The 21,807-nt window shown below is 66.5% G+C and carries 18 protein-coding genes; 13 read left to right on the forward strand and 5 right to left on the reverse strand.

Annotated elements, in window-relative coordinates; genetic code table 11:
• The first annotated feature begins 16 nt into the window (after positions 1-16).
• A complete protein-coding gene (gene accC / locus DN388_RS24365) occupies positions 17-1,372 on the forward strand; it encodes an acetyl-CoA carboxylase biotin carboxylase subunit (protein ID WP_043860463.1) in 1,356 nt (451 codons plus the stop codon).
• A gap of 162 nt (positions 1,373-1,534) precedes the next feature.
• Here accC and DN388_RS24370 read toward each other — a convergent pair whose 3' ends face one another.
• A complete protein-coding gene (locus DN388_RS24370) occupies positions 1,535-3,400 on the reverse strand; it encodes a sigma-54-dependent Fis family transcriptional regulator (protein ID WP_255002589.1) in 1,866 nt (621 codons plus the stop codon).
• 268 nt (positions 3,401-3,668) lie between these two features.
• On the opposite strand from DN388_RS24370, the gene DN388_RS24375 reads away from it, so the two are divergent.
• From DN388_RS24375 to DN388_RS24430, 12 genes are all read left to right on the forward strand, one after another.
• On the forward strand, positions 3,669-4,727 hold the full coding sequence (locus DN388_RS24375; RefSeq protein WP_255002593.1) for an ATP-NAD kinase family protein: 1,059 nt from the start codon (positions 3,669-3,671) through the stop codon (positions 4,725-4,727).
• A 22-nt stretch (positions 4,728-4,749) separates the two neighbouring features.
• On the forward strand, positions 4,750-5,727 hold the full coding sequence (locus DN388_RS24380) for a thiamine pyrophosphate-dependent dehydrogenase E1 component subunit alpha (protein ID WP_043860466.1): 978 nt from the start codon (positions 4,750-4,752) through the stop codon (positions 5,725-5,727).
• A gap of 39 nt (positions 5,728-5,766) precedes the next feature.
• Positions 5,767-6,786 (forward strand): alpha-ketoacid dehydrogenase subunit beta, encoded by a 1,020-nt coding sequence (locus DN388_RS24385; protein WP_255002600.1) that lies wholly within the window; start codon positions 5,767-5,769, stop codon positions 6,784-6,786.
• Positions 6,783-7,889, forward strand: a complete 1,107-nt coding sequence (locus tag DN388_RS24390; protein WP_116052632.1) for an acetoin dehydrogenase dihydrolipoyllysine-residue acetyltransferase subunit — start codon at positions 6,783-6,785, stop codon at positions 7,887-7,889. The genes DN388_RS24385 and DN388_RS24390 overlap by 4 nt, the downstream gene beginning before the upstream one ends.
• 224 nt (positions 7,890-8,113) lie before the next feature.
• Positions 8,114-8,992, forward strand: coding sequence for a 50S ribosomal protein L11 methyltransferase (prmA, locus tag DN388_RS24395; RefSeq protein ID WP_043860469.1), 879 nt, complete (start codon positions 8,114-8,116; stop codon positions 8,990-8,992).
• Between the two features lie 40 nt (positions 8,993-9,032).
• Complete coding sequence (locus tag DN388_RS24400) at positions 9,033-10,364, forward strand: DUF3426 domain-containing protein (RefSeq protein WP_255002617.1); 1,332 nt, start codon at positions 9,033-9,035, stop codon at positions 10,362-10,364.
• Positions 10,365-10,571: 207 nt separating this feature from the next.
• The gene (gene dusB, locus DN388_RS24405; protein WP_043860471.1) at positions 10,572-11,585 is read left to right on the forward strand and encodes a tRNA dihydrouridine synthase DusB; all 1,014 of its coding nucleotides are present in this window, start codon (positions 10,572-10,574) and stop codon (positions 11,583-11,585) included.
• Entirely contained in the window at positions 11,582-11,902 is a 321-nt protein-coding gene (fis, locus tag DN388_RS24410) for a DNA-binding transcriptional regulator Fis (protein ID WP_003186237.1), read from the forward strand. The genes dusB and fis overlap by 4 nt, the downstream gene beginning before the upstream one ends.
• A gap of 82 nt (positions 11,903-11,984) precedes the next feature.
• Positions 11,985-13,592, forward strand: a complete 1,608-nt coding sequence (gene purH / locus DN388_RS24415; protein WP_255002647.1) for a bifunctional phosphoribosylaminoimidazolecarboxamide formyltransferase/IMP cyclohydrolase — start codon at positions 11,985-11,987, stop codon at positions 13,590-13,592.
• Between the two features lie 181 nt (positions 13,593-13,773).
• Complete coding sequence (gene purD / locus DN388_RS24420) at positions 13,774-15,069, forward strand: phosphoribosylamine--glycine ligase (protein ID WP_043860473.1); 1,296 nt, start codon at positions 13,774-13,776, stop codon at positions 15,067-15,069.
• A 92-nt stretch (positions 15,070-15,161) separates the two neighbouring features.
• The gene (locus tag DN388_RS24425) at positions 15,162-17,939 is read left to right on the forward strand and encodes a hybrid sensor histidine kinase/response regulator (RefSeq protein ID WP_043860474.1); all 2,778 of its coding nucleotides are present in this window, start codon (positions 15,162-15,164) and stop codon (positions 17,937-17,939) included.
• A gap of 39 nt (positions 17,940-17,978) precedes the next feature.
• Positions 17,979-18,575, forward strand: coding sequence for a MarC family protein (locus tag DN388_RS24430; RefSeq protein ID WP_043860475.1), 597 nt, complete (start codon positions 17,979-17,981; stop codon positions 18,573-18,575).
• A gap of 3 nt (positions 18,576-18,578) precedes the next feature.
• Here DN388_RS24430 and DN388_RS24435 read toward each other — a convergent pair whose 3' ends face one another.
• The 4 genes from DN388_RS24435 to cobJ form a co-directional block, all read right to left on the reverse strand.
• Complete coding sequence (locus DN388_RS24435; RefSeq protein WP_043860476.1) at positions 18,579-19,232, reverse strand: hypothetical protein; 654 nt, start codon at positions 19,230-19,232, stop codon at positions 18,579-18,581.
• Positions 19,219-19,944: a hypothetical protein gene (locus DN388_RS24440; protein WP_255002667.1), complete on the reverse strand. Its 726-nt coding sequence runs from the start codon at positions 19,942-19,944 to the stop codon at positions 19,219-19,221. Before DN388_RS24440 ends, DN388_RS24435 begins: the two co-directional genes overlap by 14 nt.
• A 55-nt stretch (positions 19,945-19,999) precedes the next feature.
• The gene (locus DN388_RS24445) at positions 20,000-20,791 is read right to left on the reverse strand and encodes a hypothetical protein (RefSeq protein ID WP_043860478.1); all 792 of its coding nucleotides are present in this window, start codon (positions 20,789-20,791) and stop codon (positions 20,000-20,002) included.
• A gap of 128 nt (positions 20,792-20,919) precedes the next feature.
• Positions 20,920-21,807: precorrin-3B C(17)-methyltransferase (gene cobJ, locus DN388_RS24450; RefSeq protein ID WP_255002668.1), on the reverse strand; the 888-nt coding region annotated here is incomplete at its 5' end.

Here is a 21,807-nt window from a genome sequence, read left to right on the forward strand (position 1 = left end):
CCGCGGAGAACCAACGATGCCAGCCAAGTTGGAAAAAGTCCTGATCGCCAACCGCGGGGAAATTGCCCTGCGGATCCTGCGCGCCTGCAAAGAGATGGGCATCAAGACCGTCGCCGTGCACTCCACCGCCGACCGCGAGCTGATGCACCTGGGCCTGGCCGACGAATCGGTATGCATTGGCCCGGCTTCGGCCACCCACTCCTACCTGCACATCCCGGCGATCATCGCAGCCGCTGAAGTGACCGGCGCCACCGCCATTCACCCAGGCTACGGTTTCCTCGCGGAAAACGCCGATTTCGCCGAGCAGGTCGAGAACTCCGGCTTCGCCTTCATCGGCCCCAAGGCCGACACCATCCGCCTGATGGGCGACAAGGTGTCGGCCAAGGACGCGATGATCAAGGCCGGCGTACCGACCGTTCCGGGTTCCGACGGCCCGCTGCCGGAAGACGAGGAAGAAGCCCTGCGCATCGGCCGTGAAGTCGGCTACCCGGTGATCATCAAGGCCGCCGGTGGCGGTGGTGGTCGCGGCATGCGCGTGGTGCACAAGGAAGAGGACCTGATCGCCTCGGCCAAGCTGACCCGCAGCGAAGCCGGCGCCGCCTTCGGCAACCCGATGGTGTACCTGGAGAAGTTCCTGACCAACCCGCGTCACGTGGAAGTCCAGGTACTGTCCGACGGCCAGGGCAACGCCGTGCACCTGGGTGACCGCGACTGCTCGCTGCAGCGCCGCCACCAGAAGGTACTGGAAGAAGCGCCAGCCCCGGGTATCGACGAAAAGGCCCGCCAGGAAGTCTTCGCCCGCTGCGTCAAGGCGTGCATCGACATCGGCTACCGTGGTGCCGGCACCTTCGAGTTCCTCTACGAGAACGGCGCGTTCTACTTCATCGAAATGAACACCCGTGTTCAGGTGGAGCACCCGGTTTCGGAGATGGTCACCGGTATCGACATCGTCAAGGAGATGCTCAGCATCGCCGCTGGCAACAAGCTGTCGTTCACCCAGGATGACGTGGTGATTCGCGGTCACTCGCTGGAGTGCCGGATCAACGCCGAAGACCCGAAGAAGTTCATTCCGAGCCCGGGTACCGTCAAGCATTTCCACGCACCGGGCGGCAACGGCGTTCGCGTCGATTCGCACCTGTACAGTGGCTATGCGGTACCGCCGAACTACGACTCGCTGATCGGCAAGCTGATCACCTACGGCAAGGACCGTGACGAAGCCATGGCGCGCATGCGCAATGCGCTGGACGAGATCGTCGTCGACGGCATCAAGACCAACATCCCGCTGCACCGCGAACTGGTGCGCGATGAAGGTTTCTGCAAAGGTGGCGTGAACATTCACTACCTGGAACACAAGCTCGCCAACGACGAGTGATGCAGGTGTGATGTGAAAAAGACCCCGGCCTGGTGCCGGGGTCTTTTTTTTGGACTGCGGTACGCCCATCGCGGGTCAAGCCCGCTCCCACAGGAACGCCATTGATCTCAGGATCACCGCTGTACCGGTGGGAGCGGGCTTGACCCGCGATGAATGCGCCGCCTAGTCCCGCCCCATGCGCGGCATCTCGATGCCATGCGCATGCACCCGCCGGTACAAGGTGGCCCGCGAAATACCCAGCGCCTTGGCCGCCTCCCCCGGTTTCCAGCGATGGCGTACCAGCGCCTCCAGCAGCACCTGGCGCTGCGGGCTCATGCTGGCCTGCACCTCGCCCTGCACCTGCGCCCCGCGCACATCCGCCGGCAGGTCCTGCAACTGCAGCGTGCCAGCGGCACACACCGCGCAGGCGTAACGCAGCACCTGGCGCAACTGGCGCAGGTTACCCGGCCAGCGATACCCCAGCAGGCACTCCAGCGCTGCCTCGCTCAAGCCCACGTCCACCCCGCAACCGGCTGCCTCCTCGGCCAGCAAGCGGTTGATCAAGGCCAGCCGGTCACTGCGCTCGCGCAGCGGCGGCAGCTCGAAGCGCGCATTGGCCAGGCGAAAGTACAGGTCTTCGCGAAAGCGCCCGTCGGCCACCCGCGCCGCCAGGTCGCGGTGCGTGGCGCAGATCACCTGGATATCCACACGCTCGCGCCTGGCCGCACCCAGCGGCGCCACCTCGCCTTCGGCCAGCACCCGCAGCAGGCGGGTCTGCAAGGCCAGCGGCATGTCGCCGATCTCGTCGAGAAACAGCGTGCCGCCATCGGCCTGCTGCAGCAGCCCGCGCATGCCCTTGCTGGAGGCCCCGGTAAACGCCCCGGCCACATAGCCGAACAGCTCGCTCTCGATCAGGCTCTCGGGAATCGCCGCGCAGTTGAGCGCCACGAACGGCTTGCCGGCCCGCGCGCTGCGTTCATGCAGCTGGCGCGCGAACACCTCCTTGCCCGCACCGGTCTCGCCCACCACCAGCACCGCCAGGTTGCAGTTCTTGACCCGCACCGCCAGGCGCAGGCTTTCCTCCACCCGTGCATCCACCCCGCCCGGCACCGGCACCACCCGCGCCGGACGCTGTGGCGAGCTGACCCGCACATGCAGCGCATCGCCATCGGCGCTCCAGCTCAGGCGCTGGGCCGACTCGTCGGTCACCGCGCGCAACTGGTCCAGGTCGAACAGCTGGCCGATATGCGCCGGCAGCTCGCCGTAGCGCGAGAGCAATGCCGAGCGCGCCAGGCTGTTGAGCGCCTGCAGGCGTCCGTCGGCATCCCAGGCCAGCAGAAAGTCCGGCTGGCTGTCCACATACCCCGGCGCGCTGTGCGCCCGCAGCACCCAATGCGCCTGGGCGTTGTGCATGAAAAACGCGTTCTCGATCTCCCGCGCGGTCTGCACCACCAGTTGGCGGATCAGGTGCTGGCTGCGCCGGTCGTCCGGCGACTGCAGTGCCGACACGTCGACCACCCCCAGCAGCTTGCCCTGCGGGTCGAACACCGGCGCCGCCGAGCAGGTCAGGCCGATGAACGCGGCGCGAAAGTGATCGCGCTTGTGCACCGTGACCGGCACCTGGCTGGTCAGTACCGCCGCCACCCCGCAGGTGCCCTCCTCGCCTTCCGACCAGCAGGTGCCCAGGTACAGGCCGGCCTTGCGGCAGTCGTTGCGCAGCGCGGCGTCGACGCGATAGTCGATGGTGCGACCCTGCGCGTCGGTCAGCAGCACGCAGTAGTCGGCACCGCGCACCCGCTCGTGCAGGCGCGCCACCGCATCGCTGGCAATGCGCATGAACAGCTCGGCGCGTTCGCGGCATTCGTTGAGCAGGGTTTGCGACAGGATGCGCGGCCCTTGCTGCGAGGAAGGGTCGAGGCGGTGCTGCTCCATCGAGCGGCGCCAGGAGTCGAGGATCAACGGCGGTACCGGCGCCTGGGGCTGGCGGTCGGCATTCTTGAGCACACGGCTGACACAGTCGACGTGGGCTCTGGAGTTCGCGGCAAGCATGGGGCCTCCGGTTCTCGTGTTCTTGTCGTTATGCGGCCCATTAAGCGCCGTTTGCCAGGCCCCGACAAGCACCGCCTGGGCAAGCGGCGCCGTGAGACGCAGCGTCTCGGCGTCTCGCCGCGGCGCTGCCCGCACTGCAACGCAGCGTCTTGCCGACGCCCCGCGAGTACGCCCCTGCAATGCTGCGCAAAGGCTCTGGGTCAAGCCTTTCACCCAACCTGGCACCACCCTTGCTCCAACCCTGGTACACAAGAACCAGAGGTGCGCCATGAGCCATCCCGCCCCCACCGTGGGCATCATCGTCAACCCGGCCTCGGGCCGCGACCTGCGCAGGCTTACCGCCAGCGCCGGCCTGTACTCCAGCACCGACAAGGCCTCGGCCGTGCAACGCTTGCTGGCCGCCTTCGCCGCCACCGGCATCCAGCGCGTGCTGCTGCCGCCGGACATGACCGGCATCGCCGCCGCCGTGCTCAAGGCCAGCAACGGCCCACAGGCCGCCGGCCAGCGCTGGCCGCAACTGGACATCCTCGACATGCCGCTGCGCCAGACCGTGGAGGACACCCGCCTGGCCGCGCGCCAGATGCTCGCCCGCGGGGTCGCACTGATCGCCGTGCTCGGCGGCGACGGCACCCACAAGGCGGTGGCCGCCGAGGTCGGCGACATTCCGCTGCTGACCCTTTCCACCGGTACCAACAACGCCTTCCCCGAATTGCGCGAGGCCACCAGCGCCGGGCTGGCCGGCGGGCTGTTCGCCGCCGGGCGCATCCCGGCCCAGGTGGGCCTGCGCCGCAACAAGCGCCTGCTGGTGCGCGACCCGGCGCGGGAGCTGTGCGAATGGGCGCTGGTGGAAGTCGCGGTGTCGCCGCAGCGCTTCATCGGCGCCCGCGCCCTGAGCCGCGCCGAAGACCTTGCCGAAGTCTTCGCCACCTTCGCCGAACCCCACGCCATCGGCCTCTCGGCGCTGTGCGGGCTGTGGTGCCCGGTGTCGCGCCACGCCGCCGAAGGGGCCTGGGTGCGTCTTAACGGCCAGGCCGAACAGGCGCTGCTGGCGCCGCTGGCCCCCGGCCTGGTGCAAGGCTGCGGCATCACGGCCGCCGGCCCGCTGGCACCGGGCGTCGCCTACTCCCTGAGCCTGTCCAGCGGCACCCTGGCGCTGGACGGCGAGCGCGAGATCGAGTTCAGCGAGCACGACCGCCCCACCGTCACCCTCGACGCCCACGGCCCCCTGAGCATCGACGTGGAGGCCGTACTGGCCTTCGCCGCCCGCCATCGCCTGCTGGCGGTAGGCCGCGAACACCCGCAACACCCTGCGCACCCTCAGTGCTGAGACAACCCTGGAGAACAACAAGATGTCCACTCACCTGAACACCGAGCAACTCCTGCATGCCTACCGGGTCATGCGCACCATCCGCGCCTTCGAAGAGCGCCTGCACATCGAGTTCGCCACCGGCGAGATCCCAGGCTTCGTGCACCTGTATGCCGGCGAAGAGGCGTCGGCCGCCGGGGTCATGGCGCACCTGCGCGACAGCGACTGCATCGCCTCCAACCACCGCGGCCACGGCCACTGCATCGCCAAGGGCGTGGACGTGCACGGCATGATGGCCGAGATCTACGGCAAGAAGACCGGCGTGTGCGGCGGCAAGGGCGGCTCGATGCATATCGCCGACCTGGAAAAGGGCATGCTCGGCGCCAACGGCATCGTCGGCGCCGGCGCGCCCCTGGTGGCCGGCGCTGCCCTGGCGGCCAAGCTCAAGGGCACCGATGACGTGGCCGTGGTGTTCTTCGGCGACGGCGGCTCCAACGAGGGTGCGGTGTTCGAGGCCATGAACCTGGCCGCGATCATGAACCTGCCGTGCATCTTCGTGGCCGAGAACAACGGCTACGCCGAGGCCACCGCCTCCAACTGGTCGGTGGCGTGCGACCACATCGCCGACCGCGCCGCCGGCTTCGGCATGCCCGGGGTGACCATCGACGGCTACGACTTCTTTGCCGTGCACGAGGCGGCCGGCGCCGCCATCGAGCGTGCCCGCAGCGGCCAGGGCCCGTCGCTGGTGGAGGTCAAGCTGACCCGCTACTACGGCCACTTCGAAGGCGACGCGCAAACCTACCGCGCCCCGGACGAGGTGAAGAACCTGCGCGAAACCCGCGACTGCCTGATGCAGTTCCGCCAGCGCACCACCCGCGCCGGGCTGCTCGGCGACGCCCAGCTGGACCTAGTGGATGCCCAGGTCGAGGACCTGATCGAAGACGCCGTGCGCCGCGCCAAGTCCGACCCCAAGCCCCAGCCTGCCGACCTGCTCAGCGACGTGTACGTCGCCTACCCCTGAGCACGCTGCCCTTACAACAAGAACAATCGGAGAATCATCATGGCGAGAAAAATCAGCTACCAGCAGGCCATCAACGAAGCCCTGGCCCAGGAAATGCGCCGCGACCCCACGGTGTTCATCATTGGCGAGGACGTCGCCGGCGGTGCCGGTGCACCGGGCGAGAATGACGCCTGGGGCGGTGTGCTCGGCGTCACCAAGGGCCTTTACGGGCAGTTCCCCGGCCGCGTGCTGGACGCGCCGCTATCGGAAATCGGCTATGTGGGCGCAGCGGTCGGCGCCGCCACCCAGGGCCTGCGCCCGGTGTGCGAACTGATGTTCGTCGACTTTGCCGGCTGCTGCCTGGACCAGATCCTCAACCAGGCAGCCAAGTTTCGCTACATGTACGGCGGCAAGGCGGTCACCCCGCTGGTGATGCGCACCATGGTCGGCGCCGGCCTGCGCGCCGCCGCCCAGCACTCGCAGATGCTCACCTCGCTGTGGACCCACATCCCGGGCCTGAAGGTGGTGTGCCCGTCGTCGCCGTATGACGCCAAGGGCCTGCTGATCCAAGCGATCCGCGACAACGACCCGGTGATCTTCTGCGAGCACAAGCTGCTCTACAGCCTGCAGGGCGAAGTGCCGGAAGAGGTCTACACCGTGCCGTTCGGCGAGGCCAACTTCTTGCGTGACGGCGACGACATCACCCTGGTGACCTACGGGCGCATGGTCCACCTGGCCATGGAGGCGGCGGCCAACCTGGCGCGCCAGGGCATCGACTGCGAGGTGCTCGACCTGCGCACCACCAGCCCGATGGATGAAGACAGCATTCTCGAAAGCGTGGAAAAGACCGGCCGCCTGGTGGTGATCGACGAAGCCAACCCGCGCTGCTCGATGGCCACCGACATCAGTGCGCTGGTGGCGCAGAAAGCCTTCGGCGCACTCAAGGGCCCGATCGAGATGGTCACTGCGCCGCACACCCCGGTGCCGTTCTCCGACGCGCTGGAAGACCTCTACATCCCCACCGCCGCCAAGATCGAGGCTGCCGTGCACACAGTGATGAAAGAGAGGAACGCGGCATGAGCCAGATCCATACCCTGACCATGCCCAAGTGGGGCCTGTCGATGACCGAGGGGCGCATCGACACCTGGCTCAAGCAGGAAGGCGAGCACATCAGCAAGGGCGACGAGGTGCTGGACGTGGAGACCGACAAGATCTCCAGCAGCGTCGAGGCCCCGTTCAGCGGCGTGCTGCGCCGTCAGATCGCCAGGCCCGACGAGACCCTGGCAGTGGGGGCGCTGCTGGCCGTGGTGGTCGAGGGCGAGGCCAGCGACGCGCAGATCGATGCGGTGGTGCAGCGCTTTCAGGCCGAGTTCGTGCCCGGTGACAGCGCCGAGCAGGACAGCGGCCCGGCGCCGCAGAAAGTCGAGCTGGACGGGCACCGGGTGCGCTACTTCGACCTCGGCGAAGGCGGTACGCCGCTGGTGTTGATCCACGGCTTCTGCGGCGACCTGAACAACTGGATGTTCAACCACCCGGCGCTGGCCGCCGAGCGCCGGGTGATCGCCCTCGACCTGCCCGGGCATGGCGAGTCGGGCAAGCACCTGCAACGCGGCGACCTGGATGAGCTGAGCCAGAGCGTGCTGGCCCTGCTCGATCACCTGGACCTGGGGCGCGTGCACCTGGCCGGGCACTCCATGGGTGGTGCGGTGGCCTTGAACCTGGCGCGGCTGGCACCTGCGCGGGTGCAGTCGCTGAGCCTGATCGCCAGCGCCGGGCTGGGGCGCGAGATCAATGGCGGCTACCTGCAGGGCATCGTTGCGGCGGCCAACCGCAACGCCCTGAAGCCGCAGATGACGCAGCTGTTCTCCGACCCCGGGCTGGTGACCCGGCAGATGCTCGAGGACATGCTCAGGTTCAAGCGCCTGGAGGGGGTGGACGAGGCCCTGCGACAACTGGCCGACGCACTGGCCAGCGACGGCGTGCAACGTCACGATCTGCGCCCGGTGGTGGCGCAGCAGCCGACGCTGGTGCTGTGGGGCAGCGATGACGCGATCATCCCGGCCACCCATGTGGACGGCCTGCCAGCCGAGGTGGCGATACTGCCGGGCCAGGGGCACATGGTGCAGTTGGAAGCGGCCGAGCAGGTCAATGCGCGGCTGCTGGCGTTTTTGCGCGGGCACTGACCAGCACCGGTTTGTGTCTCGAGGGCTGCTCTGCAGCCCGATCGCGGGTCAAGCCCGCTCCCACAGGGATCACTGCCGTCTCTGTGGGAGCGGGCTTGACCCGCGATCACGCCAGTACAGACACTGCAGCGCCCCCGATACAAACCCCTCGCACTCAAGTAAACTGGCGCGCTTCGCGCAGTCCCCAGCGGCTGCCCTCCACGAATTACCCAAAGGTGCCCGCCATGCCCTGGCTGCAAGTACGTCTGGCCATCAGCCCGGAACAAGCCGAAACCTACGAAGATGCCCTGCTCGAAGTCGGCGCCGTCTCCGTCACCTTCATGGACGCCGAAGACCAGCCGATCTTCGAACCGGACCTCAACACCACCCCGCTGTGGTCGCACACCCACCTGCTGGCCCTGTTCGAAGCCGACGCCGAACCCGAGGCAGTGTTTGCCCACCTGCAACTGCTGACCGGGGCCGCCCTGCCCGAGCACCAGGCCGAAGTGATCGAAGACCAGGACTGGGAACGCAGCTGGATGGACAACTTCCAGCCCATGCGCTTCGGCCAGCGCCTGTGGATCGTGCCCAGCTGGCACGCCGCCCCCGAGCCGGACGCCGTCAACCTGCTGCTCGACCCGGGCCTGGCGTTCGGCACGGGCACCCACCCGACCACCGCCCTGTGCCTGGAATGGCTCGACGGCCAGGACCTGAACGGCACTGAAGTACTCGACTTCGGCTGCGGCTCGGGCATCCTCGCCATCGCCGCGCTGCTGCTGGGCGCACGCAAGGCGGTGGGCACCGACATCGACGTGCAGGCCATCGAGGCCTCGCGCGACAATGCCGGGCGCAACGGCATCGCCGACGCGCTGTTCGACCTGTACCTGCCCCAGGACATGCCGGCCATGCAGGCCGACGTGCTGGTAGCCAACATCCTCGCCGGCCCGCTGGTCTCGCTGGCCCCGCAGCTGTCCGGCCTGGTACGCCCCGGCGGCCTGCTGGCGCTGTCGGGCATCCTCGCCGAACAGGGCGATGAAGTGGCCGCCGCCTACGCCAAGGACTTCGACCTGGACCCGATCGCCGTGCGCGATGGCTGGGTACGCATCAGTGGTCGCCGGCGCTAACTGCGCCTAGACTACAACTCTGCACAACCCGGACCGCCGCATGACCGACAGTTTCGTCACCCAGTGCCCGCATTGCCAGACCAGCTTTCGCGTCAGCCACACTCAATTGAGTGTGGCCCGCGGGGTAGTGCGCTGCGGCAATTGCCTGCAGGTATTCAACGCCGCCAAGCAGCTGCTGGAGCAGAGTGCAGCGCAACAGGCGCTGCAGGTGGCCCCCGCGCTGCCGCCGGCAATGCCGTTGCCTGCGCCGGTGGCCGAACCCGAACATGCACCGCAGCCAGCGCCGCCGGCCGCCGCGCCGATCAGCCAGCGCGAATGGACGGCCAGCGCGCTGGACGTCGACCTCGACCAACTGGACCTCGACCAGGAACTCGCCCGCCTGGAGCAACGCGAAATCCAGCCGATCAGCGAGTTCAAGCGCAGCCAGGCCGAAGACTTCGACCTGGCGCCACGCCGCGAGGACAGCCTCAGCGCCCAGCGCGACGGCCCGGACGACACCTCGTACACCGACAGCCTGTTCAGCAGCCCCGCCGACGAACGCGAAACCCAGGCAACGCCGCAGCCGCCGCTGGTCGACGAACCCGTCCCGGCTGTCGTGGCGCTGCCGGGCGAGCGCACCGAACCCTCGCTGTCGCTGGACCTGGACGGCCTGGATGACGAGCCCCCGCTGCGCGAGCAGCCCCTCCACGACCCCGACGTGGTGGCCGAGCACCTGTCGGCACGCGACCCGGGCGATGAGCCCGACGCGCCGGACCCGGCGCTCGACGACGCCCCGAATACCCGCCACGAACCCGACCTTGGCCCGATGGCCGCACGCTCGCCGCGCAAGCCGGCGCTGGTCGACATCGTCGACGACCCGCTGCAGCTCGACTGGCAGAAGCCGCGCAGCCACTGGGGCCGGCGCCTGCTGTGGGCGTTGCTGACTCTGTTGGCTGGCGCGGCACTGGCTGGCCAGTACATTGCCTATCACTTCGACGAACTGGCCCGCCAGGACCAGTACCGCCCCTGGTTCCAGCAGCTGTGCCCGCAACTGGGCTGCGAAGTGCCTTCCAAGGTCGACATCGCCCGCATCAAGAGCAGCAACCTGGTGGTCCGCAGCCACCCGGACTTTGCCGGCGCGTTGATCGTGGACGCGATCATCTACAATCGTGCGCCCTTCTCGCAGCCATTCCCGCTGCTGGAGCTGCGGTTTGCCGACCTCAACGGCCAACTGATCGCCAGCCGTCGCTTCAAGCCCGGCGAGTACCTGAGCGGCGAGCTGGCCGGCAAGGCCGAAATGCCCAGCCAGACCCCGATCCACATCGCCCTGGACATCCTCGATCCGGGCCCGAAGGCGGTCAACTACAGCCTGAGCTTCCGCTCGCCGGAGTAAACCCAGCGACCAGCGGCAAGCTTCAGGCGGCAAGAGAAAAGCGCGGTATCACGCCACTCCTGCTTTTGGCTGGGGCTTGAAGCTTGTCGCTTGCCGCTCAAACTGTTCATATTTTATCCAGATCGACCTTTATCCGGTCACCGAGAGCGGGTATCATGCCCACCCTTTTTCGAACTCTAAGATCGGCCCCCACAACAGGGAACTCCTATGTCGGCGGTACGCATCGGCCCATACACACTGCAGAACGCCCTGATCCTTGCCCCGATGGCCGGGGTCACGGACCAGCCTTTTCGTCAGCTGTGCCGACGAATGGGCGCAGGCCTGGTGGTGTCCGAAATGGTCAGCAGCGACATGAGCCTGTGGAACAGCCGCAAGTCGCGCCTGCGCATGATTCACGATGGCGATCCCGAGCCCCGCTCGGTGCAGATCGCCGGCGGTGACGCGCAGATGCTCGCGGCCGCAGCCCGGGCCAATGTCGAGGCCGGCGCGCAGATCATCGATATCAACATGGGCTGCCCGGCAAAAAAAGTCTGCAACAAAGCTGCAGGCTCTGCTTTATTGAAGGATGAAGTGCTGGTCAACGAGATCCTCCAGGCGGTGGTCGCCGCCGTGGACGTACCCGTTACCCTCAAGATCCGCACCGGCTGGGACCGGGACAACAAGAATGGCCTGACCGTGGCGAAGATCGCCGAGCAGGCAGGCATTCAGGCACTGGCCGTACATGGCCGCACCCGTGCCGACCTGTACACCGGCGACGCCGAGTACGACACCATCGCCGCCATCAAGCAGGCGGTGTCGATACCGGTATTTGCCAATGGCGACATCACGTCGCCGCAAAAGGCCCGACAGGTGCTCGACGCCACCGGCGCCGACGGCCTGCTGATCGGCCGCGCCGCCCAGGGGCGGCCGTGGATCTTTCGCGAGGTCGAGCACTACCTGCGCACCGGCGAGCTGTTGCCGGCACCGCAGTTGGCTGAAGTGGAACGAATTCTGCTGGAGCACCTGGCCGCGCTGCACGCCTTCTATGGCGATGTGATGGGTGTGCGTATCGCCCGCAAGCATGTGGGCTGGTACCTGGCAACGTTACCGGGCGCCAGGGAGTTTCGCGCCCGCTTCAATGGTTTGGAAGAAACACACGCGCAGTGCGCCGACGTTCGCGAGTTTTTCCGCGAACGTGAACAGAGCCTTGAGACAGAGGACGGACAAGGGGTGGCCGCATGACGATGATGACCGAGACTTTAGTGAGTGGAACAACGCCCGTGAGCGACAACGTCAACCTGAAACAGCACCTGAACACCCCGAGCGAAGAGGGCCAGACCCTTCGCGGGAGCGTGGAGAAGGCGCTGCACAACTACTTTGCGCACCTCGAGGGCGCTGCTGTCACGGACGTGTACAACCTGGTGCTCTCTGAAGTCGAGGCACCCTTGCTCGAAAGCGTGATGAACTACGTCAAGGGCAACCAGACCAAGGCCAGCGAGCTGCTGGGGCTCAACCGGGGCACCTTGCGCAAGAAGCTCAAGCAGTACGATCTGCTGTAACAACGAATCCACACCAGAAAAGGCGGCTCCCATTCGATGAGGTCGCCTTTTTTGCTGACTCCACCGCGTTATGGAATCTGAAATGACCGACCAGACTACCCGCCTGCCGATCCGCCGCGCCTTGATCAGCGTTTCCGACAAGACCGGAATCCTCGAATTCGCCCGTGAGCTGCAACAGCTCGGCGTCGAGATCCTGTCCACCGGTGGCACCTTCAAGTTGCTCCAGGACAATGGCGTCGCCGCGGTGGAAGTTGCCGACTACACCGGCTTTGCCGAAATGATGGACGGCCGGGTCAAGACCCTGCACCCCAAGATCCACGGTGGCATCCTCGGCCGTCGCGGTACCGATGACGCCATCATGGCCGAGCACGGGATCAAGCCGATCGACCTGGTCGCCGTCAACCTGTACCCCTTCGAAGCCACCATCTCCAAGCCGGGCTGCGACCTGCCGACCGCCATCGAGAACATCGACATCGGCGGCCCGACCATGGTTCGCTCGGCGGCCAAGAACCACAAGGACGTGGCCATCGTGGTCAACGCCAGCGACTACGGCCAGGTACTCGAGAGCCTCAAGGCCGGTGGCCTGACCTACGCCCAGCGCTTCGACCTGATGCTCAAGGCGTTCGAGCACACCGCCGCCTACGACGGCATGATCGCCAACTACATGGGCACCGTGAACCAGTCGGCCGACACCCTGAGCACCGAAGACCGCAGCCAGTTCCCGCGCACCTTCAACAGCCAGTTCATCAAGGCCCAGGAAATGCGCTACGGCGAGAACCCGCACCAGAGCGCGGCGTTCTACGTCGAGGCCAAGCCGAGCGAGGCCGGCATCGCCACCGCCACCCAGCTGCAGGGCAAGGAGCTGTCGTACAACAACGTGGCCGACACCGACGCCGCGCTGGAATGCGTCAAGAGCTTCGTCAAGCCGGCCTGCGTGATCGTCAAGCACGCCAACCCGTGCGGCGTGGCCGTCAGCCCGGACGCCGAGGGCGGCATCCGCCAGGCCTACGAGCTGGCCTACGCCACCGATACCGAATCAGCCTTCGGCGGCATCATCGCGTTCAACCGCGAGCTGGATGCCGAAACCGCCAAGGCCATCGTCGAGCGTCAGTTCGTCGAAGTGATCATCGCCCCGAGCGTGAGCGAAGAAGCCCGCGCCGTGGTGGCCGCCAAGGCCAACGTGCGCCTGCTGGCGTGCGGCCAGTGGTCGGCCGAGCGTGCCGCTGCCTGGGACTACAAGCGCGTCACCGGCGGCCTGCTGGTACAGAGCCGCGACATCGGCATGATCACCGAGGGCGACCTGAAGGTGGTGACCAAGCGTGCGCCGACCGAGCAGGAAATCCACGACCTGATCTTCGCCTGGAAAGTGGCCAAGTACGTCAAGTCCAACGCCATCGTCTACGCCAAGAACCGCCAGACCATCGGTGTCGGCGCCGGCCAGATGAGCCGCGTGAACTCGGCGCGCATTGCCGCGATCAAGGCCGAGCATGCCGGCCTGCAGGTACAGGGTGCGGTCATGGCCTCGGATGCGTTCTTCCCGTTCCGCGACGGTATCGACAATGCGGCCAAGGTGGGTATCACTGCGGTGATCCAGCCGGGCGGTTCGATGCGTGATGCCGAGGTGATTGCCGCGGCCGACGAAGCCGGCATTGCCATGGTCTTCACCGGCATGCGCCACTTCCGTCACTGACCAACAGAAAAGGTGCAGACATATCCCTGTGGGAGCGGGCTTGACCCGCGATGCGAGCGACGCGGTACTTCCTGATCGCGTGGCCCCCATCGCGGGTCAAGCCCGCTCCCACAGGACCTCGCTCTTGCAATGACCTGCACAGAACAGCACTCATCCGAATTAGCGTCATCGAGGTTTTGACATGAACGTTTTGATCATCGGTAGCGGCGGCCGCGAACACGCCCTTGCCTGGAAAGTTGCCCAGGACCCTCGCGTCGAGACTGTCTTCGTCGCCCCCGGCAACGCCGGCACCGCCACCGAAGCCAAGTGCAAGAACGTCGACATCGACGTCACCGCCCTGGACCAACTGGCCGACTTCGCCGAGAAGAACGTCGCCCTGACCATCGTCGGCCCCGAGGGCCCGTTGGTGGCCGGCGTGGTCGACCTGTTCCGCAGCCGCGGCCTGGACTGCTTCGGCCCCACCAAGGGCGCGGCGCAGCTGGAAGGCTCCAAGGCCTTCACCAAGGACTTTCTGGCCCGTCACAAGATCCCGACCGCCGACTACCAGAACTTCACCGAAGTGGAGCCGGCCCTGGCCTACCTGCGCGAAAAAGGCGCACCGATCGTGATCAAGGCCGACGGCCTGGCCGCGGGCAAGGGCGTGATCGTCGCCATGACCCTGGCTGAAGCCGAGGACGCGGTACGCGACATGCTCGCCGGCAATGCCTTCGGCGACGCCGGTTCGCGCGTGGTCATCGAAGAGTTCCTCGACGGCGAGGAAGCCAGCTTCATCGTCATGGTCGACGGGCAGAACGTGCTGCCGATGGCCACCAGCCAGGACCACAAGCGCGTCGGCAACGCCGACACCGGCCCCAACACCGGCGGTATGGGCGCCTACTCGCCAGCCCCGGTGGTCACCGCCGAGGTCCACCAGCGCGTGATGGACCAGGTGATCTGGCCGACCGTCAACGGCATGGCAGCCGAAGGCAACGTGTACACCGGCTTCCTGTATGCCGGGCTGATGATCGACAAGGCCGGCAACCCCAAGGTCATCGAGTTCAACTGCCGCTTCGGCGACCCGGAAACCCAGCCGGTGATGCTGCGCCTGGAATCGAGCCTGGTGCTGCTGATCGAAGCGGCGTTCGCCAAGGCCCTGAACAAGGTCGAAGCGCAGTGGAACCCGCAGCCGAGCCTGGGCGTTGTACTGGCCGCCGGCGGCTACCCGGGCGACTACGCCAAGGGCGCACCGATCAGCGGCCTGGACGCCGCAGCCAAGCTCACCGGCAAGGTGTTCCATGCCGGTACCGCCCTCAAGGACGGCCAGGTGGTCACCAGCGGTGGTCGCGTACTGTGTGCCACTGCCCTGGGTGAGACCGTCGAAGCCGCGCAGCAGCAGGCCTACCGCCTGGCCGCCGAAATCGAGTGGGACGGCAGTTTCTACCGCACCGACATCGGCTACCGCGCCATCGCCCGTGAACGTGGCGAGCACCAGGAGTAAGCTGACACGGCAAGGCTCCAAAGGGGCCTTGCCTTCGGCTTGGCACGCCGCGCATAGTTGCAAACCGGCATTTGGCTAGGAAGGGATATCTCGTGCGTTGGCTCAGGATTGCCATTGGACTCACCGTCAGCCTGCTGACTCTGCTCTGCCTGTTCCCGGCCACGGCCGATTCGGGCAGTGGGTGGTCGGTATTGCTCGACGATCAGGCCAACCTGCAACTGAGCGACATCCGTTCCGAGCGTTACCGTAACCAGTTCAGTCCCATCGAGCTCAACCAGCTCGATGCCGCCGAGCCCCAGCAGGCGCTCTGGCTGCATTACCACCTGCCCCCACACCAGCCCGAACAGGTACTGCGCCTGTTCGCCCCGGACCTGTCGCACCTGAACCTGTATGTGGTCGACGGCGCCCGGCTGATCGAGCAGTCCCACAACGGCCGCCCGGACACCAACGGCCCGGTGAGCCTGACCACCAACGATCACCTGCTGGCGGTGCCGAGCAGCGACCAGGCCCAGGACCTCTACCTGCGGCTGGTCTCCGAGCACCAGCTGCGGCCCGGCATCAGCCTGATGCCCGCCGTGAGCGCCGCCGCCGACCAGCGCCAGCCACTGCTGTTCGGGTTGCTGTTCGGCTGCATGGGCATGCTGATCCTGCACAACCTGGTGCGCTTCGGCTATTCGCGCTCCACCAGCAGCCTGTGGCTGGCCGGCTACCACAGCCTGATGCTGCTCAGCGCGCTGATCCTGCTCAACCTGAGCGGGCCGTGGAACCTCTGGCAGACCTCGCAGACCCCGGCCGCCTACCTCACTGCCCTGCTCGCCAGCCTCTGCGGGCTGGCCTTCACCCTGCGCTTCTTCGCCCCCCTGCAGCAGCCGCGCCTGGCCCGCCTGCTGCAAGGCGAGATCCTGCTGATCGCCATCGGCGGCCTGTTGCTGCTGTTCGTCGACACCTTGCCGTTGAACCTGGCCACCTACGCGCTGGTGGCCCTGGCCAGCCTGAGCATGCTGATCACGGCCGTTTGCCACTGGGTGCGCGGCTTCGCCCCGGCGCGCCTGTTCAGCCTGGCCATGCTGGTGTTCAACCTGGGCTGCCTGGTGGTGCTGCCGGCGCTGCTGGGCCTTACCCGCACCCCCACCGAATGGCTGCTGTTCATCCTGCTGGGGTTCACCGCCTTCACCGGCCTTCTGCTTAACATGGCCCTGGGCGAGCGCCTGCGCAGCATCAGCGAGGCGCGCTTCAGCGCCAGCCGCGAGCTGGCCGCCAGCACCGCCGAAATCAACGCCAAGGCAGAGTTTCTGGCACGCATCAGCCACGAGATCCGCACCCCGATGAACGGTGTGCTGGGCATGACCGAACTGCTGCTGGGCACCCCGCTGTCGGTCAAGCAGCGCGACTATGTGCAGACCATCCACAGTGCCGGCAACGAGCTGCTGACCCTGATCAACGAGATCCTCGACATCTCCAAGCTGGAGTCCGGCCAGATCGAGCTGGATGACGTGCAGTTCGACCTCAACGCCCTGATCGAGGACTGCCTGAGCATCTTCAGGGCCAAGGCCGAACAGCAGAACATCGAACTGATCAGCTTCACCCAGCCGCAGGTGCCGCGGGTCATCAGCGGTGACCCCACGCGCCTGCGCCAGGCCCTGCTGAGCCTGCTGGAAAACGCCCTGAAAAAGACCGAGCAGGGCGAGATCCTGCTGGTGGTGGCACTGGACCAGCGCGGCAGCAGCCCGCGCCTGCGCCTGGCCGTGCAGGACAGCGGCGAACCGATCCCGCCCAGCGAGCGCGAGGCACTGCTGCAGGCCGAGTTGCACAGCGAGCACGTGCTGTCGAGCAACAAGCTCGGTGGCCTGCTGGGCCTGGTGATCGCCAAGCAACTGATCGCCCTGATGCAGGGCGAGTTCGGCATCAAGACCAGCCACAACCAGGGCAACACCCTGTGGATGACCCTGCCGCTGGACCCGCAGCGCCTCGAACAGCCCGCCGCCGACCTCGACGGCCCGCTGCGCGATGCCCGGGTGCTGGTGGTGGACGACAACGACACCTGCCGCAAGGTGCTGGTGCAGCAGTGCAGCGCCTGGGGCATGAACGTGAGCGCCGTGCCCTCGGGCAAGGAAGCCCTGGCCCTGCTGCGCACCAAGGCGCACCTGCGCGACTACTTCGATGCCGTGCTGCTCGACCAGAACATGCCCGGCATGACCGGCATGCAACTGGCCGCCAAGATCAAGGAAGATCCGAGCCTGAACCACGACATCCTGATCATCATGCTCACCGGCATCACCAATGCGCCGAGCAAGGTCATCGCCCGCAACGCCGGGGTCAAGCGCATCCTGGCCAAGCCCGTGGCCGGCTACACCCTCAAGACCACCCTGGCCGAAGAACTGGCCCAGCGCAGCAAGGGCCAGATGCTCGGCATGCAGCCGCCCAGCCTGGCCACCCCGCTGGACGTGCCCGCCGACTTCCGCATCCTGGTGGCCGAAGACAACAACATCTCCACCAAGGTGATCCGCGGCATGCTCGGCAAGCTCAACCTGGAGCCCGACACCGCCAGCAACGGCGAGGAAGCCCTGCAGGCCATGAAGGCGCAGCGCTACGACCTGGTGCTGATGGACTGCGAGATGCCGGTGCTGGACGGCTTCTCGGCCACCCAGCAGCTGCGCGCCTGGGAGGCGGTCAGCCTGCGCCCGCGCACGCCGGTGGTGGCGCTGACCGCGCACATCCTGGCCGAGCACAAGGAGCGCGCACGCCAGGCCGGCATGGACGGGCACATGGCCAAGCCGGTGGAGCTGTCGCAACTGCGCGAACTGATCGAATACTGGGTGGCCCACCGCAAGCCCCACGAGCAGCCCGACAACGCGCCCGTCCCCCACTGATACACTTGCCCAACGCCCCCTTTGCCGCGAGCCCACGCCATGCTCCATGAGTTGTTCAGCGTCTACCTGAAGATGCTCGTGCTCTACAGCCCGTTCTTCGTCCTGTCCTGCTTCATCAGCCTGACCCGCGGCCACTCCAGCAAGGAGCGCAAGCAGCTGGCCTGGCGCGTGGCGCTGGCGGTACTGATCGCCAGCGTGCTGCTGTACCTGTTCGGGCGGGCAATCTTCGGCATCTTCGGCATCACCCCCGACGCGTTTCGCATCGGCGCCGGCAGCGTGCTGTTCATCTCGGCGCTGGGCATGGCCCAGGGCAAGTCGGCGGTCAACACCGACAACGTGCAGCAGGACGTGACCATCGTGCCGTTGACCATCCCGCTGACCGTCGGCCCCGGCACCATCGGTGCGCTGCTGGTGATGGGCGTCAGCCAGCCGCACTGGGACGACAAGCTGCTGGCCATCGTGAGTATCGCCCTGGCCAGCTTCACCGTTGGCCTGGTGCTGTTTCTGTCGCACCGCATCGAACGGCTGCTTGGCGACCAGGGCCTGCAGATCGTCAGCCGGCTGATGGGCCTGTTCGTGTGCGCCCTGGCGGCGCAGATCATCTTCACCGGGATCAAGGGCTACCTGGTGCTCTAGCCCCTACCGGTCCTGGAAGAAACCTTCCGAGAGTGCCCGGGTCTGGGCCAGTACGAACGTGCGATGGCTCGCGTACGCCTGGCGATCGAACAGGTAGCAGCCACCATGGGGCGTCAGGGTCACGTAGCGCCGGTAGGTATCGGTCAGAAAGCCGTGTTCGACGTCCACTTCAAAGCGCATCACCAGCCCGCAGAAACACAGCATGGGCTGGTTGCGTCGATCGGTGAAACAGGGCGTGACCTTGCAGTGCATGGCCTTCTCCACGTCGCGCCTGGGCATGGCCGAAGACTCGAAGTGGCGCCGGGCCTTGGTCTCCAGGTCGAGGTCGCGCAGCGACTGGCTGATCACCTGGTGAAACAGCACCTCGGCGTCCCGCTGTACCACCGTGACCTCGAAGGCACGCACCTGCGCCAGGTCGTGGGCAGCCGTGGACACCGACGACAGAAAGCTGATCAGGCGGCAACCATGCCGCAGCAGGCAGGCATGGTGGAACTCATTCCAGGCCTGCGGCGAGGCATGCTGACCAACCGCTTTGCTGGCGTACATCTCGGCGTACACCATCAGGTCCATCATGTCCTGCATGTCGGCAGGGTCCATGCCCTCACCGAACGACACCCGGTTGTCGCCGATCACCTGCGAACGTTCAGTGGAGGTCATGGATGCCCCCTTGCAGCGAGCAGTCGGCCTTGGCCTTGGCCTGCGGCACCACCCGCCTGAGCACAACGGCATCGTCCTCCAGGGCTGCCACCGTCATGTCGCGCAGTCGCGCATAGCGCGCAACCGACAACTGCTTGTGGCTGTAGAAGAACAGCGCGTCGCCCGGGCTGTCGACCCCGCAGAACGTCTGGTGCAGAAAGTCCTGCTGAAGCGGCACCACCAGCGCCAGGCTCACAAACAGGCTGAACACCTGGTCTGGCGCAGTACACGCACTGAGCTGGAAGTTGATCGCCGTGCGCTGGCTGGCCTGGCTGTGCGCGAGCACCTGGGCACGAAACAGCTGGCGCGCCGGGTGCTCGTAGGCCAGTTCGCAAATCTGCTCCAGCATGCCGGTCATCTGCCGCACGATGGCCGCAGGCAACTTCTTCTTCAGGTGCCTGGTCACCAGCGCGACGATGCTCAGGTCATCCAGGCCGGCGAACCTGGACACATCGGACTGCACGGTCTGGGTGCTCCACATGAGCTGGCCCAGGCCGTCCACATTGCGCTTGAACCAGGCCCGGGGGTTGGCGGTGACCAGGCCGTCCTGGTTGGCCGACACCTGCGCCAGCAAGTGGGAGTTCAATACATCATCCCTGTCCGGTGCGCTCAACCCGCCGGGAAATGAAATCAGCTGCGCACCATTGACCCATGTCTCGTACTGCATTGCCATGCCTCGACTCCTTGAGGATAGCGGCACCGGCGCCTTGACACCGGTGCCGGTAGAATTACTTCTTCTTGATTTTCCTGAAGAAGTTATCCGAGGAAATACCCATGTAGTCGTGGATGTCGTCTTTGTTGCGCTGATAGACACGTTCGTTCCAGTTGACCATGGTGGCCACCTGAGTGATGTCCATGGTTTCGTTGTCCCACTTCCAGAACAGTGCGCCGCCCTTGTCGGTACGCTTGTTGTATTCAAGCCCGATGAACAGTGTCACGGCTTCGCCGTTATCCGTTTCAAGGCACGGCAGAATGCGGCAGCTGTCCTTGCTCGCGCCGGTGCTGTTGTTGTTGAACAGGGTGATCATGTCCTCGTCGCCCTTGAGCTTGTCGAGGGCCCTGGAAACCAGCGGGATCATGGCGGCTGCGTTGCCACCGGCCACCGAGGCGACGATTTCCAATACAACGCTGTCCATGGTGATGTCGCGCTTGCTGGTGTTGTAGCTCTGACGGTCCGAACTGGTCATGAACCAGCCGGCGTGCAGCATGGCCTCCCGGTAGGCTGCCAGCCATTGCAGGGGCTGCTCCTGGATACTGCCCGAGGTGTTGGCCACCATCTCGGCGAACAGGGTGGCGTCCTTGGCCATCTGGCGCTTGTCCGCCGACAGCTTGTCGGCAAAGGTCAGAATCGTCGGGCCTTCGCTGGTCATCAGTGCCACTTCGCCCGTTTCGTCATCGAGCCCTTCACTGGCCAGCAGCCCGCGCATGGACAGCGGCGAATGCTGAAGATCCGGTACTTCCAGGTTGCTGAAGAATTCAGCGCTTTTTTCCGCGCAGGGAAACACAGTCGAGTTATCCATAACATCATCCTTGTTCAGTTTTGGTTTGCCGCGGCACAGCCAGGCCACTGCAAACTATCACCGGGCCTGCATGAAAAAAGGTGCGCCCGTTTCCAGGCGCACCTTTCTTTCCCTACGAGACCCTGTGGCTATCCAGGGCGGCCGGCGCCATACCAACGCGGCGTGTACACCCACTCGCCACCGTCGGCACGCGCGAAGGCGCAGGTGGTGGACGACCCCACCAGCACCATGGTGCGCATGTCCACCTGCTCTGGCGTCAGCTCGCCCAGGGTCAGGGTGCGCAGGGTCTGGCCGGGGCGGCCGATGTCACGGCCCAGCACCACCGGGGTGGCTGGCGTTCGGTGCTGGCGCACGATCTCCAGGGCACGCCCCAGCTGCCAGGGCCGCGAGCGCGAGATCGGGTTGTAGAAGGCCAGCGCCAGGTCGGCCTGGCAGGCGAGGTCCAGGCGTTTCTCGATGATGTCCCAGGGCTTGAGGTTGTCCGACAGCGACAGCACGCAGAAGTCATGCCCCAGCGGCGCACCGGCCTGCGCGGCGGTGGCCAGCGAGGCCGAGACGCCCGGCAGCATCTGCAGCTCGACGCTGTGCCACTGCGGGTCCGTCGACTCGTGCAAGGCTTCGAGCACCGCCGCTGCCATGGCGAACACGCCCGGGTCGCCCGACGATACCACCACCACCGAGCGGCCTTGCGCGGCCAGCTCGAAGGCATGCCGTGCGCGCTGCATTTCTTCGCGGTTGTCGGTGCAGTGCAGCACCTGATCGGCGCGGAACGGGCCGGCCATACGCACATAGGTTTCATAACCCAGCACGTCATTGGCGCGTGCCAGCTCGGCCTTGACCGCCGGCACCATCAGGTCGGCGGCGCCCGGGCCCAGGCCGATCACCGCCAGGCGGCCACGGGCGCGCCCGATCCGTTGCGGGTCGATCGGCTGGCCGGCCACCGCAATCGCCACGCCCTCGCCTGCGCACTGCGGCGCCAGCAACTGCGGCCAGGCCTGCGCGGCCAGCTCGGCAAC

The sequence above is a fragment of the Pseudomonas sp. S12(2018) genome, assembly GCF_024355235.1.
Classification (GTDB): Bacteria; Pseudomonadota; Gammaproteobacteria; order Pseudomonadales; family Pseudomonadaceae; genus Aquipseudomonas; species Aquipseudomonas palmensis.

What these genes read in the sequence shown, in the direction of transcription:
- accC (WP_043860463.1), top strand. Translation starts at nt 17, where the DNA reads ATGCCAGCCAAGTTGGAAAAAGTCCTGATCGCCAACCGCGGGGAAATT.
- DN388_RS24370 (WP_255002589.1), bottom strand. Translation starts at nt 3,400, where the DNA reads ATGCTTGCCGCGAACTCCAGAGCCCACGTCGACTGTGTCAGCCGTGTG.
- DN388_RS24375 (WP_255002593.1), top strand. Translation starts at nt 3,669, where the DNA reads ATGAGCCATCCCGCCCCCACCGTGGGCATCATCGTCAACCCGGCCTCG.
- DN388_RS24380 (WP_043860466.1), top strand. Translation starts at nt 4,750, where the DNA reads ATGTCCACTCACCTGAACACCGAGCAACTCCTGCATGCCTACCGGGTC.
- DN388_RS24385 (WP_255002600.1), top strand. Translation starts at nt 5,767, where the DNA reads ATGGCGAGAAAAATCAGCTACCAGCAGGCCATCAACGAAGCCCTGGCC.
- DN388_RS24390 (WP_116052632.1), top strand. Translation starts at nt 6,783, where the DNA reads ATGAGCCAGATCCATACCCTGACCATGCCCAAGTGGGGCCTGTCGATG.
- prmA (WP_043860469.1), top strand. Translation starts at nt 8,114, where the DNA reads ATGCCCTGGCTGCAAGTACGTCTGGCCATCAGCCCGGAACAAGCCGAA.
- DN388_RS24400 (WP_255002617.1), top strand. Translation starts at nt 9,033, where the DNA reads ATGACCGACAGTTTCGTCACCCAGTGCCCGCATTGCCAGACCAGCTTT.
- dusB (WP_043860471.1), top strand. Translation starts at nt 10,572, where the DNA reads ATGTCGGCGGTACGCATCGGCCCATACACACTGCAGAACGCCCTGATC.
- fis (WP_003186237.1), top strand. Translation starts at nt 11,582, where the DNA reads ATGACGATGATGACCGAGACTTTAGTGAGTGGAACAACGCCCGTGAGC.
- purH (WP_255002647.1), top strand. Translation starts at nt 11,985, where the DNA reads ATGACCGACCAGACTACCCGCCTGCCGATCCGCCGCGCCTTGATCAGC.
- purD (WP_043860473.1), top strand. Translation starts at nt 13,774, where the DNA reads ATGAACGTTTTGATCATCGGTAGCGGCGGCCGCGAACACGCCCTTGCC.
- DN388_RS24430 (WP_043860475.1), top strand. Translation starts at nt 17,979, where the DNA reads ATGCTCCATGAGTTGTTCAGCGTCTACCTGAAGATGCTCGTGCTCTAC.
- DN388_RS24435 (WP_043860476.1), bottom strand. Translation starts at nt 19,232, where the DNA reads ATGACCTCCACTGAACGTTCGCAGGTGATCGGCGACAACCGGGTGTCG.
- DN388_RS24440 (WP_255002667.1), bottom strand. Translation starts at nt 19,944, where the DNA reads ATGGCAATGCAGTACGAGACATGGGTCAATGGTGCGCAGCTGATTTCA.
- DN388_RS24445 (WP_043860478.1), bottom strand. Translation starts at nt 20,791, where the DNA reads ATGGATAACTCGACTGTGTTTCCCTGCGCGGAAAAAAGCGCTGAATTC.